Below are 12,608 nucleotides of genomic sequence, written 5' to 3' on the forward strand. Positions count from 1 at the left end.
CGAACGGGTCGGGCGGGCGTCAGACCGCGACGACGGGACGGCGCAGCCGCAACAGCGCCCTGGCCGCGGCCGCCGCGGAGGCGACGAGCGCCGCGAGGACGACCCCGGCGAGCACCGACATCAGCGGGTCGCCGTGCGTGATCGGCCCGACCAGGACGCCGATGCCGGTCATCCAGGTGCTCCACACCAGGGCGCTCGCGACGGTCGCGGGCAGGAACGCGCGCAGCGGCAGCCGGACCCGGCCGGCCGCGGACACGCTCGCCAGCCGTCCGCCGGGCAGCAGCCGGGTCGCGACCAGCGCGGCGACCGGTCGGCGGTGCAGGTGGCGGCGGACCCAGGCGCCGGTCCCGTCGCCGCGACGGGCGCCCCGGACGACCGAGTTGGAGCTGCGTCCGGCGCCGTAGAGCACCGCGTCGCCGAGCAGCGACCCGACCACCGCGGCACCGAACAGGGCCACGATCCGCCACCGGTCGCCGTCCGCCAGCGCGGCGGCCGTGGCGCTGAACAGCACCGGCTCGCTCGGCAGGAACGGGAGCGGCCCGTCGCACATCACGGCGACGGCGAGCAGGGGCACCAGCCAGGGGCTCTGGAGCAGGTACCCGATCAGGGCGCTCGGGTCGGTCACGGGCTCTCCGGAGGTCGAGCGTCGGTGGCGGAGCCGAGTCTGCCCGGTCCCGTGACCTGTTCGTGATGGGGGTGGCCCCCGTTACGGGTTCACTCCGCTCACCGCAGGGAACGCACCGCCCCGCCTGCTCAGTCCGCGAGGCCCTGCTCGATGGCGTACCGGACGAGCTGGCTGCGGTTGTGCAGCTGCAGCTTGCGCAGGGTGTTCTGCACGTGGCTCTCGACGGTCCGGTGCGAGACGACGAGCTTCGCCGCGATCTGCTTGGCCGTCATGCCCTTCGCGACCAGGCGCAGCACCTCGGTCTCGCGGTCGGTGAGTGCCGGGACGGCGGGCGCGCCGTCGGCGGGACGCGGGGCGTCGGCGAGCCGCCGGTACTCCCCCAGCACCAGACCGGCCAGCCCCGGGGTGAACACGGCGACGCCGTCGGCGGTGCGCCGGATCGCCTCCAGCAGCTCGTCGACCCCGGCGGACTTCACCAGGTAGCCGAGCGCACCGGCCTTGACCGCCTCCAGGACGTCGGCGTGCTCACCGGAGGCCGACAGCACCAGTACGCGGCTGTCCGGGCTCTGCTGCCCGATCGCGGCGATCGCGTCCACGCCGGAGGTCACGCCCAGGTTGAGGTCCATGAGGATCACGTCCGGCCGCACGGCCGTCGCGATCCGGACGGCCGCGGGCGCGTCGGGGGCCGTCGCGACGACGTCGAGGCCGCGCTCGGCGAGGTCGCGGGCCACGCCCTCGCGCCAGATCGGGTGGTCGTCGACGACCATCACCCGGATGCTCATGTGTCCTCCCTGGGGACCCGGATGACCCATTCGGTCCCGATGTCCGGTCCGGTGTCCAGCGTCAGTGTCCCGCCGACGTCGCCGACGCGGCCACGGATGGAGCGGGACACCCCCATCCGGCCCTGCGCCTCGGCCTCGGCGAGGCGGCCCTCGGGGATGCCGGGGCCGTCGTCGCGGACGCTGACCTCGACCGCCCCGGGCAGCTCCTCGACCAGCACCCACGCGCGCGCGTCCGGGCCGGCGTGCAGCGCGACGTTCGCGAGCGCGGCCCGCACCGCGCCCTCCACCTCGTCGACGACCGGCCCGCCCAGCTCGACCGGACGTCCGGGGGCCGAGACGGTGACCCGGTCCGAGGCGAGGATCCGCAGCGCGGCGGCGAGGTCGCGGTACCCGGACGCGTCGGTGGTCCCCGGCCCGGACAACAGCGCACGCAGCGCGGTCTCCTGCTCTCCGGCGAGCACGCCGAGCTCGGTCGCCCCGCCGCCCAGCTCGGCGCCGCGGCGCTGGACGTGCGCCAGCACCTGCAGGACTCCGTCGTGCACGGCCCGGGTGAGCCGCTCGCGTTCGGCGGCGGCGGCCTGTTCGGCGACGAGGCGGCGCAGCCGGGCGGCGGTGCGGTCGAGCACGTGCGCGGCGAACCCGACGGTCAGCCCGGCCAGTCCGAGCAGCTGCATGTCGCCCAGCTCCAGCACCCCGAACCGCTGCTTGGACAGCACCAGCGCCGCCGAGATCACGGCCGCGGCGAGCACCCCGCCGGTGATCCGGAACGCGACCGCGCAGGCCAGCACCGCGCCGGAGGTCCAGATCGACCCCATGCCGGGGCCGCCCTCGTCGAGGTGGGCGACCCGGACGACCAGCGGCGTGGTCGCCATGATCGCGACGCAGACGCCGAGGTCGGCCAGGGCGAGCAGGCCGCGGCGGTCCGGGGCGCCGGGCAGCCCGCCGAGGTAGCCCCAGGACGTCACGGCCGTCCACACCGCCATCACGACGAGCACGCCGACCGCGGCCGGCGGACGTTCGTAGCCGGTGCGCAGGTGGTAGAGCGTCACGCCGACGACGGTCAGCAGCGTGAGCAGGCGGTAGGCGATGACGCCGCGCCAGAACGGCTCCAGCGGGTGCTCCACGTCGTCCATGCTGACCGACAGCGCGCCGCGCCGGGGCCGATCGCTCATCTCGGCTTGGTACCGGTGATCAGCGCGTTGTAGAACCAGCTGCGCGGCACGACCCGGTTCAGGACGTGCTCGTCGAGCCAGGACAGCCGCTGCCAGCCGTGGTAGGCGAACATCGCCCAGTTCCAGCCGAGCTTGCCGGGCGGGACGGCGGCCTCGAAGGTCCGCACCGGCCAGCCCAGCATGGCGGCGGCGAACTCCTCGGTGGAGGCCCGCACCCCCTCGGCCCCGGCCCGGGTCGCGGTGCGCTCCAGGTCGGCCGGGTCGAAGGTGTGGATGTCGACGACCGACTCCAGCGCGGCGGCACGGGAGGACTCGTCGAGCTCGTGCTGGGGGCGGCGCCAGCCCTGCAGCGGGCCGAGCCGCGTCAGGGTGGTGGTGGCCTTCCACGTCCACTGCCCGAGCTTGCGGGCGTAGGCGTCGCCGACGGTGGTGGGCTCGCCCGCGAACACGAACCGCCCGCCCGGCTCCAGCACCCGCAGGACCTCACGGAACGCGGCCTCGACGTCGGGGATGTGGTGCAGCACCGCGTGCCCGACGACGAGGTCGAAGCTGTCGTCGGGGAACGGGATGTGCTCACCGTCGACGACGGCGCCCTCCACCTCCAGCCCGAGGTGCTCGGCGTTGCGGGTGGCGGCGGCGACCATGCCCGGGGACAGGTCGGTGACGACGCCCCGCTCGGCGACGCCGGCCTGCATCAGGTTCAGCAGGAAGAACCCGGTGCCGCTGCCCAGCTCCAGGGCGCGCAGGTAGGGGCGGCCGTCCCACGGGGCCGCGGCGCGGAAGCGGCCCGCGGCGTAGTCGATGCAGCGCTCGTCGTAGCTGATCGACCACTTCTCGTCGTAGGTGCCCGCCTCCCAGTCGTGGTAGAGCACGTTGGCGAGCTTCGGGTCGTGCCAGGCCGCCTCGACCTGCTCGGCGGTGGCGTGCGGGGTGGGCGCCGGGTCCGAACTCATGAGTAGGAGTTTCGCAGAACACGGCCGCCGACCTGCTCCCCGCCCGGGCGCGTCGCGCGGCCGGGCGGGGGCGGGACGGCTCAGCGGCCGGTGAAGGTGGCCTTGCCGGGGCCGTTCTCGACGAAGCTGGCCATGCCGGCCTTCGCGTCGTCGGTGGCGAACACGCCCGCGAACAGCTCGGACTCGATGTCCAGGCCGGTGCGCAGATCGGTGTCGAGGCCGTTGTCGATCGCCTTCTTGGCGGCGGCGTAGGCCAGGGCGGGGCCCGCGGTGAACTGCTGCGCCCAGGCGACGGCGCGGGTGTAGACCTCGTCGGCCGGGACGACCTCGTCGACCAGCCCGATCGCCAGCGCCTCGTCGGCCTTCACCATGCGGCCGGTGTAGATCAGGTCCTTGGTGCGCGACGGCCCGATCAGCCGCGCGGCGCGCTGGGTGCCGCCGCCACCCGGGAAGATGCCGAGCAGGATCTCGGGGAAGCCGAGCTTGACGTTGTCGCCGGCGATGCGCCGGTCGGCCCCGAGGACGACCTCCAGGCCGCCGCCGAGGGCGTACCCGGTCACCGCGGCGACGGTCGGCTTGGGGATGGTGGAGATCGCGCCCAGCCCGGCGGACAGCCGCCGCGCCTGCGGCGCCATGTCCGAGTAGGACATCGACGCCATCTCCTTGACGTCCGCACCCGCGGCGAAGGTCTTCTCCCCGCCGTACACGACGACCGCACGCACGTCGGCGCGGGTGGCGGCCTCGTCGGCCACCTCCAGCAGCTCACCCTGGATCTGGCGGTTCAGGGCGTTCATCGGCGGGCGGTCGATCCGGATCGTCCCGACGCCCTCGTCCACGGACAGGCTCACGAATTCGGTCACGCAGCGGACTCTAACGGGGTCCGGCACCGGGCTCCCACGGCTCGGGACCCAGTCCGGTGAGGCGGCCCGCGAGGTTCGCGACGACCAGCTCACGGCGGTTGCGGCAGCCGGTCTTGCCGAACAGCCGGGTGAGGTGGTTCTCGACCGTCTTCTCGCTCATCGTGATCCGGGCCGCGATCTGCCGGTTCGACCGGCCCTCGGTGATGAGCCCGACCAGCTGCATCTCCAGCTCGGAGAGCCGCTGCTCGCCGAGCTCCGGGGTCCGGACGGCGATCCCGTACCGCGACATCGCCCGCCGTACCGACCGCCGGATCCGGGTCGCCTTCAGGTCGTCGGCGATGGCGAGTGCCTCGTGCAGCAGGGGTTCCGCCTCCTCGGGCCCGACGACGTCGGCGGCCTGCAGGCACGCCTGTGCCAGGTCCGGCAGACTGCCCCGTTCGCGCCACCACGCGACGCCCCGGCGCGCCGCCGCCGGGTCGTCGTGGAGCATCGCCTCGATGAGCTCGCCGTACTCCGGGCCGACCGACTCCGGTTCCACGGCCACCGCCTCCTCGACCGCCTCCCCGATCCGGCGCCGCCAGCCGTCGTCGCCGCTGCTGCGTGCGAGCATCGCCAGCCAGTTCAGGACCTCCCCGGCGTGCGGCCCCCGGGAACCGCGTCGCAGCTCGCCGCTGTACACCGCCCAGGTCGCCGGCAGCGCCTCCAGCGCGTTCTCGCCGGTGTGGGCGAGCCGGGCCTCGGCCCACTCGCGCAGCGCGGGCACGGCGGTGTCGGTGTCGGTGTGGTCGGTCTCGGGGATCGTCCGTGCCCACGCGTGGGCGCGCCGTTCCCGGCCCCGGAAACGGTGGACGGCCGCGGCGGCCAGCGCCGCCCACGGCCGGGAGACCACGTCCGCGGACTCCTGGGTCTGCAGCGCCCGCGCCGCCGACAGCGCCCGGTTCCAGCGCCCGTCACCGTAGGCGACCATCATCCGCTCGAACGCCGCGAACGGACCGTCGGCGGGGGGCCGGTAGTCGGGACCCAGCAGCCACCGGAGCATCGGCACCAGCCGTCGCCGGGAGAACGCGTGCCGTACGTCCGCGGGCACCCGCAGCGAGTCCGCGGACAGGTCCCGCAGTGTGAGGACCGGCCCGCCCGGCGCGAGCGGCGCGAAGCCCTGCACCAGCTCACCGATCGAGAGGTGCTCACCGCGCCACCACCGTTCGCAGAGCTGCAGCGGACAGTAGGGGTCCCCGATCCCCGACAGGGCCGAGCGGACCGGCGTGCTCACCCGGCGGCCGAGATGCAGGGCGGCGAGCGCGGCGGACGCGGCCAGCTCGGTGCGCGACCCCGTCGTCCGGTACCCACCCTCGTCGACGGCGTCGGCGACGAAGTCGGCCAGCTCGTCGAAGCGGCCGGCGGCCCTGGTCGCGCGGACCAGCTCCGCCTGCACGCGACGGCGGCCGTGTCCGGGCCCCGCGTGCCGCCACGCACTACGGAGGTGGCTGATGGCGAGGTCGGGGTCGCTGTCGGCGAGACGGACGGCCTCGTCGTGCAGCACCACCGTCAGCCGCTGCCGGACGGGCCACGTGGTCCCGGCCGCGGCGACGTGGCCGGCGAGTGCGGACAGGTCGTCACGGCTGCTGAGCCCGACCGTCGACTGCACCCGGCGACCGATCCGCACGTGCAGGTCGCGCAGCGCGTCCTCCCCCAGCCCGGCCCGCACCGTCGTCCCGAGTGCCCGGCACAGCGGGGTCAGCCGACCCCGGAAGTCGCACTCGAGCGCGGACTCGGCGGCGAGGGCGTCCACGAGGGCACCACACCCCACCGCGGTCCGTCCGGTGGCCCCCGCGACGGCGTCGAGGTCGGCGATCCGGAGCCCGGTGGGCCCGGCGGCGAGTGCGACGAGCTCCTCCGCGGCACGGCCGGCGGAGCGCACCGTTCCCACCAGGAAGTGGCCGGCCGGGAGCCCGATCGGCGCGCGGTCGTCGCGGAGGCAGAGGGTGCGGTCGACGCGCACGACCCGGTCGTCCTCGCGCAACGCGGCCAGGGTGCGGATCAGGGTCCCCGGACACCCGAACAGCAGCCCCAGCGCGTCCCGCAGGGCGTCGACGAGTCCCGGGTCGACCGGGCCGCCTGCCGCCCGTCGCAGGATCTCCACCGACGCCTCGTCCGACAGCATCGGGAGGTCGACGATCTCGTCGGCGGCATCGCCGACCTCGGCGACCTGCTCGGTCGGCAGCTGGACCGACCGCATCGCGGCGAGCACCCGGTGCCCGGCGCGCCGGGCCTCCGCGAGCACGAACAGCGGCGCCGCGACGTGGTCGGCGTCGTCGACGGCGAGGGTGACCGGACCCCGCGTCCCGACCGCGGCGAGGAGACGACCGGTCTCGGCGCGCAACCGGGAACGGCCGGCGATCGACTCGTAGGTCTCGGCGGTGGCCAGGCGGCGCACCGACCTCATCGCTCCGGGCAGCTCGGGGCCGGGGTCGAGCTGCTCGAAGGACCGGCCGACCGCGCCCAGCAGCGGACGGACCCCGAACCGGTCCCAGCCGGCGTGGTCGCGGTCCGCGTCCACGAACAGGACGGTGGAGCCGGACTCCCGCAGCTCGTCACCGATCCGGGTGAGCAGGGCGGTACGTCCGCTGGAGGTGGGTCCACGGAGGACCGTCAGCGACGCCTCCGGCGTGCCTCGCAGGGCGTCCAGCACCTCGTCCCGACCACAGAACTCGATCTGTTCCCTGCTCATGTCACCGTCCCGGTCGTGCGGCCTCGCGGGCTGCGAAGATCATGACATGTGCCGCGAAACGGTACGCTCGACAGCAGGTTCCCGGTCGGCACCGCCGGGACCGGTATCCGGGGCCGGCGTGGTCCCCGCCCGAAGTCCGCTCGTCGTCCCGTGGTGCGAGGAGTTCCTCGCCCCGTCGCACCGTCGTCGACGACCGCCCTGTGGAGGCACCCTTGCCCGTCCCGGACCTTCCGGACGACGGAACCCGCTCGGCACTCGTGCACGGACCGCCGGGGATCGGGCGCACGGCCGCGCTCGACCGGCTGGCCGCCCGCGTCGGGGAACAGGGCGGCGACGTCCTGCGCCTGCGCTACACCCCCGACGGTCCGGTGATCGACGGCAGCGCGGCGGTGCTCGCCCGGGTCCCCCCGACGCTGCTGCACCCGGTCGACGGCGCGCGGCACTCCCCCGCCCTGGCCGCCCGGATGGCGGCACCGATCGCGATGGTGCTCGACCGGCACCGGCTGACGCTGCTCGTCGACGACCTGCACCGCAGCGACCCCGACTCGGTCGCGGTGCTCGCCGCGCTGGTGCCGTCCCTGGTCGAGGCCGGTGTCCGGGCGGTGTTCACCGTCCAGACACCCGTCCCCGGATTCCTGCGCCCCTTCGTCGCGGTGGTCCGTGCCCTGCGCCGCGACGGCGTCCTCGACTCGCACCGGCTGCGGCCGCTCGACCGGGCGCAGACCGCGAGGCTGCTGGCCGAGCAGCTGCGCAGCCGTCCGGCACCCGAGCTGGTCGACCTCGTGCTCGAGCGGACGCGGGGGGTGCCGGAGGCCGTGCTGGACCTGCTGGGGAGCCTGTCGGCGGGCGGCCGGGTCGTGATCTCCGACCGGCACGCCTATCTCGGCCCGGGACCGGAGCCCGGGCCCCGGCCGGACGGGCCGCTGCTGCGTCCGGTCCGCCGTCTGGGGCCCGCCATGTGGCCGGTCGCGACCGCCGTCGCCCTGCTCGCACCCCTCGGGCCCGCGCTGCCCCGGCTGCTCGCCGCGAGCCTCGACATCGACGTCGACGAGGCCCGTGAGCACCTCGAGGAGCTCGTCGACGCCGGGGTGCTGCACCGTGGCGGGGCCGACGACGGCTGGCGTTTCCCGGTCCCCCAGGTGGCCGTCGAGCTCGCGGCCTGTCTGCGGCCCTACGAGCGGCGCTGGGTGGCCGTCACCGCCGTCGTCGCCCTGTGGACGGGTGTCGCCCACGCCGAGGACCCCGACTACCTCACGGACCGCATCGCCGAGGCGGGCGCGTTGCTGGACACCGACCGCGCCCGTTCCGAGCTGGTCCAGCGGGCCACGATCCGCGCGGCCGACGACCCGCACCGGACCAAGGCCTGGTGGCTGACCGCCGCGGACCTGTCGCCCGACCGCGCCGACGAGGCGATGGCCCGCTGGATGTACGCCACCAGTTGCTACCGCACCGGTGACTACGCCACCGCCGTCACGACCATCGAGTCCGTCCTGGACGAGCTCGGCGACGTCCTGCCCGAGCACTGGGTCGTCGACGCCGGTGCGACGATGCTCGGCTCGATGCGCAGCCTCGGCGACCTCGACGGGCTCCGCGCCATCGCCCACGGCCGCCGCGAGCTCCCCGGTGACGTGGCCGCGCGGTCCTCGTGGCGTGCGCTGGCCCTGTTCATGCTCGGCCGGTGGCGGGACGCCCTGGAGCTGCTCGACGACACGCGGTGGGCGTGGCGCGGACCGGGGGCGACCTCCTACCTCGGGGACACGCTCTCGATGATGGCCGAGCTGGGGGCGGGGCGTCCGGGGACGTTCGAGACGCTGCTCGCCGACCGGGGGCTGTGGCCGGCCGACAACTCCGCCCGTCGGCGGCTGGCCTTCACCCAGGGGCTGGTCACACTCCTGCTCCTGCTCAGCGACGTCGGCCGGGCCCGCCGGCTGATGGCGGACGAGGGCCTGACCCCGGAGATGCTGAGCCTGTCCGACCGGGCCTCGCTGGCGTTCCTGGAGGGCCGGACCGCCGAGGCCAAGGACCTGGCCCGCCGCTACCGCGTCGGCGGGTTCGTCGTCGGGCACGACGCGGGCCTGGAACTGATGCAGCAGCACCACGCCTTCCTGCTGCTCGCCCGGGGCGAGATCACCCGGGCCCGGGAGTTCCTGGACGAGGCGATCGCGGCGAAGTCCTCGCTGCGGCACCTGCTCGCCGCCCCGCGCGCCGTCGCCGACGTCGCCGTCGGGGACCTCGACGAGGCGGTCGACCGGCTGCAGGGCTCGGTGGCCGACGCGGAGGAGCGCGGCATCCTCATCGGCACCGACGCGAGCCACCTCCAGATCGCGCGCATCGCCATGGCCCGCGGCGATCTCGACGGCGCGCGGCGCGCGGGCCGGGCGCTGGAACGGTTGCACGACGTGCTCGGCACCTCGCGGACCGAGCTGTACCTCCTGCTCGTCCGCTCGCTCGTCGACCGCCACCCGACGACCGTCGAGAGCTGCCTGCGGATCGCCCGGGAGCGCGGCCTCCCGCTCGAGCTGGCGACGGTCATCGGCATCCTGGGCGAGCAGGACCTCGTGGGGCCCGACGACCTGTGGGAGTGCTACGACCTCTTCGGGGACCTCGGCGCCCTGCTGTGCCGGAACTGGGTCCGCGGTCAGATGACCCGTGCCGGCGTGACCGTACCCGGCCGCACCACGGTGGTGGCGGAGAACGAGCGGCTGCTGGGGCTGCTGGTGGGGCAGGGCTTCGGCAACCGCACGATCGCCACGATCCTGCAGGTCAGCGAGAAGAGCGTGGAGGGCCGGCTGGGCCGGATGTTCGCCCGCGCCGGCTACCGGTCGCGGACCGAGCTGATGACGGCGATGCAGGACCGCGGGTTCACCGGCTGACCGGTCGTGCCCCCGGCGCGCGACGGCCTCAGACGGCGAGTTCGAGGTCATCCGCGGTCAGCAGTGTCAGGTCGGCGGGAGCCACGGCACCGCCGGCGCTGAGCCGGGACGCCTGCCGGTCGGCCATCCGCTCGAACACCCGGCGGGCGGTCCGGCCGTTACCGAACGTGCCGTCCTTCGGGATCTGCTCGAAGTAGGTGAGCAGGGCCTGCTCCGCCTCCGGGGCGAGCCGGTAGTCGTGGCGCTCGCACTGGCTGCGCACGATCGTGACCAGCTCGGGGGCGTCGTAGTTCGCGAACTCGATGGTCCGGCTGAAGCGGGACTCCATACCCGGGTTGGCCTCCAGGAACTGCTGCATCTCCTTCGAGTAGCCGGCCGCGATGACGACGACGTCGTCCCGGTGGTCCTCCATCAGCTTGACCAGGGTGTCGATCGCCTCGCGCCCGAAGTCGGGGCCGGTGCCGCCCCGGCCGCTGGACAGCGTGTACGCCTCGTCGATGAACAGGACCCCGCCCAGCGCGCTCGTGAACGCCTCGGTGGTCTTGATCGCGGTGCCGCCGATGATCTGGGCGACCAGGTCCGCGCGCGCCACCTCGACCAGGTGCCCGGACCGCAGCACCCCGAGGCGGGCGAGGACCTCGCCGTAGAGCCGGGCGACGGTCGTCTTGCCGGTGCCCGGCGCGCCGGCGAACACCAGGTGGCGGGCCATCGGCGGGGCGGACAGCCCGGCGTCGACCCGGCGCTTGGCCATCTTGTTGAGGTTCACCAGCGAGGTGACGTCGGCCTTCACCCCCTCCAGCCCGACGAGTGCGTGCAGGGCGTCGAGCGGGTCGTTGGCCGGGCGCCGGGACGGTGCCGCACCCGGCGCGGAGGCGACGGCCTCCTGCGGGCCGCCGGCGGCCGCCGCGGCCGGACCACCGGACCGGGGCCCCGGCGCGTCCGGGATCCCGTTGGCGAGGCTGGTCAGCCGTTCGACGGTGAGCGACGCGGCAGGGGCCGTCACCCGCAGACCGGCGCCTGCGTTGCCCTGCGCGGTGCAGCCGAGGAGACGGACCGGTTCGGCCGTGGCGACGACGACACCGTCCGCCCCGCCGTCGCCGGCGGTGCACTCCTCCAGCGTGCCGCCGGAGCCCGCACCCAGCCGGAACGCCGCTCCGGGGGCGCCCGCCACGCGACAGTGCTGCAGGGTCAGGTCCGCGCCGGTACCGGCGGCGACGCCGTCGCCGCCGACCGCCGACAGGTGGCAGTCGGCCAGCGACAACGCCGCGCCGGTGACGGCCACACCGGACCCGGCGGCGCCGCGCAGGGTGAGCCCGTCGATCTGCGGGCGCGCCCCGTCGGTGACCCGCACGCCGTCGGCGCCGGCCCGCTCGATCTCCACGTTCTCCAGCCGGCCTCGGGCGCCGCCGGAGACGACCAGTGCGCAGGTCCCGGCGTCCAGGACGCGCAGCCGGCGCAGGAACGGGTCCGCGCCGTCGTCGACGACGACGCCGGCGCCGCTGTCGGCAGCGGTCTCGACGGCGTCGAGCTCGGGGGTGCTGCGCCCGGTCACCCGCAGCCCGTCGCCCGTGGTGGAGCCGACGGTGCAGCCGGTGGCGGTGCCCGAGGCCCTGCCGGTCCACAGCAGACCCGCCCCGGTGGCGCCGCGCACGGTGACCGAGCGCAGCTGCGGGCGGCAGGCGTGGTCGACGTGCACACCGGCAGCACCGCAGGGTCCGATCCCGGCCCCGTCGAGCTGCACGGACGAGCTGCTCGCGAGGTACAGGCCGACCCCGGCGGCGTCGGTGACCTGCAGGTCGGAGGCGGTGAGGGCACCGTCCTGCTCGACGGCGACGGCCGGCTTGCCCGCCCCGGTCACCGAGGTCCGAGAGAGCGTGAGGCGGCCCCGCTCGTGGACGAACACGCCGTTGCCGGCGGGGTCGTCGATCCGGGTCGCGGTCAGGTCCAGCACGCCGTCCCCGGCCACCACGACCGCCGTGGTGCCGACGCCGGTGATGCGGCTCAGCGACACGGAGCTGCCCACCGGGGAGCTGACGACGACCCCCGCGCCCGCCGGGGCGGTCAGGGTGCAGTCACCGGCGTGCACGGCGCCGTCGTCGCGGGCGAGCACCGCCGACCAGCCCGCGCCGGCGACGGTGCACTCGGTGAGCCGTAGCGCCCCGCTCGTCACCAGCACCGCGGCGACGACGCCCGGCGCGCCCTGCACGGTGATCCCGGACAGCTGCGCGGTCGCCGACGGGGGCCCGGCCAGCACCACCGCGACACCCTCGCGCGGGGCGATCCGGACGGTGCCAAGGCCCTCCTCCGCGGTGATGGTGATCGCCCGGCGCAGCACGAGGGGCTCGGTGTAGGTGCCGGGCGCCACGCTGACGACGGCACCCTCCGGAGCCGCGGCCACGGCCTCGGCCAGGCTGCGGTGTCCGGACCCGCCCATCGGCGAGACGGCCAGCGCCGCGCTCATCGCGGCACCGGTCCCGTACGGCGTCGCGGCTCCATCGCACCCCTTCGGCAGAGTCGGTTCCGGCGGTCCTCCCCTGTCTAGTGCGGGCCCCGGCACCGCGGAGCGGCGACGGGACCCCACGCGCGCCCCACGGGGGAGATCCCCCGCGAACCGG

Annotated in this window: 8 protein-coding genes; 1 reads left to right on the forward strand and 7 read right to left on the reverse strand. The window is 75.4% G+C overall.

The window, feature by feature from the left end:
• Positions 1–19: 19 nt before the first annotated feature.
• The 6 genes from ND486_RS10070 to ND486_RS10095 form a co-directional block, all read right to left on the reverse strand.
• Entirely contained in the window at positions 20–625 is a 606-nt protein-coding gene (locus tag ND486_RS10070) for a VTT domain-containing protein (protein ID WP_251784029.1), read from the reverse strand.
• A gap of 128 nt (positions 626–753) precedes the next feature.
• Complete coding sequence (locus ND486_RS10075) at positions 754–1,407, reverse strand: response regulator transcription factor (protein ID WP_179761971.1); 654 nt, start codon at positions 1,405–1,407, stop codon at positions 754–756.
• Entirely contained in the window at positions 1,404–2,579 is a 1,176-nt protein-coding gene (gene macS / locus ND486_RS10080) for a MacS family sensor histidine kinase (protein WP_251784031.1), read from the reverse strand. The genes ND486_RS10075 and macS overlap by 4 nt, the downstream gene beginning before the upstream one ends.
• Positions 2,576–3,532, reverse strand: coding sequence for a class I SAM-dependent methyltransferase (locus ND486_RS10085; protein ID WP_178376251.1), 957 nt, complete (start codon positions 3,530–3,532; stop codon positions 2,576–2,578). Before ND486_RS10085 ends, macS begins: the two co-directional genes overlap by 4 nt.
• Positions 3,533–3,612: 80 nt before the next feature.
• The gene (locus tag ND486_RS10090) at positions 3,613–4,392 is read right to left on the reverse strand and encodes an enoyl-CoA hydratase/isomerase family protein (RefSeq protein WP_062397269.1); all 780 of its coding nucleotides are present in this window, start codon (positions 4,390–4,392) and stop codon (positions 3,613–3,615) included.
• 10 nt (positions 4,393–4,402) lie between these two features.
• Entirely contained in the window at positions 4,403–7,120 is a 2,718-nt protein-coding gene (locus ND486_RS10095; RefSeq protein WP_251784033.1) for a LuxR C-terminal-related transcriptional regulator, read from the reverse strand.
• A gap of 212 nt (positions 7,121–7,332) precedes the next feature.
• Here ND486_RS10095 and ND486_RS10100 point away from each other — a divergent pair, with 212 nt between their 5' ends.
• Entirely contained in the window at positions 7,333–9,993 is a 2,661-nt protein-coding gene (locus ND486_RS10100) for an AAA family ATPase (protein WP_251784034.1), read from the forward strand.
• Between the two features lie 28 nt (positions 9,994–10,021).
• On the opposite strand, the gene ND486_RS10105 is transcribed toward ND486_RS10100, so the two are convergent.
• A complete protein-coding gene (locus ND486_RS10105; RefSeq protein WP_251784036.1) occupies positions 10,022–12,454 on the reverse strand; it encodes a right-handed parallel beta-helix repeat-containing protein in 2,433 nt (810 codons plus the stop codon).
• Positions 12,455–12,608: the final 154 nt, after the last annotated feature.

Origin of the sequence: Pseudonocardia sp. DR1-2 (assembly GCF_023717215.1) — a bacterium.
Classification (GTDB): Bacteria; Actinomycetota; Actinomycetes; order Mycobacteriales; family Pseudonocardiaceae; genus Pseudonocardia; species Pseudonocardia alni.

What these genes read in the sequence shown, in the direction of transcription:
- ND486_RS10075 (WP_179761971.1), bottom strand. Translation starts at nt 1,407, where the DNA reads ATGAGCATCCGGGTGATGGTCGTCGACGACCACCCGATCTGGCGCGAG.
- macS (WP_251784031.1), bottom strand. Translation starts at nt 2,579, where the DNA reads ATGAGCGATCGGCCCCGGCGCGGCGCGCTGTCGGTCAGCATGGACGAC.
- ND486_RS10085 (WP_178376251.1), bottom strand. Translation starts at nt 3,532, where the DNA reads ATGAGTTCGGACCCGGCGCCCACCCCGCACGCCACCGCCGAGCAGGTC.
- ND486_RS10095 (WP_251784033.1), bottom strand. Translation starts at nt 7,120, where the DNA reads ATGAGCAGGGAACAGATCGAGTTCTGTGGTCGGGACGAGGTGCTGGAC.
- ND486_RS10105 (WP_251784036.1), bottom strand. Translation starts at nt 12,454, where the DNA reads ATGAGCGCGGCGCTGGCCGTCTCGCCGATGGGCGGGTCCGGACACCGC.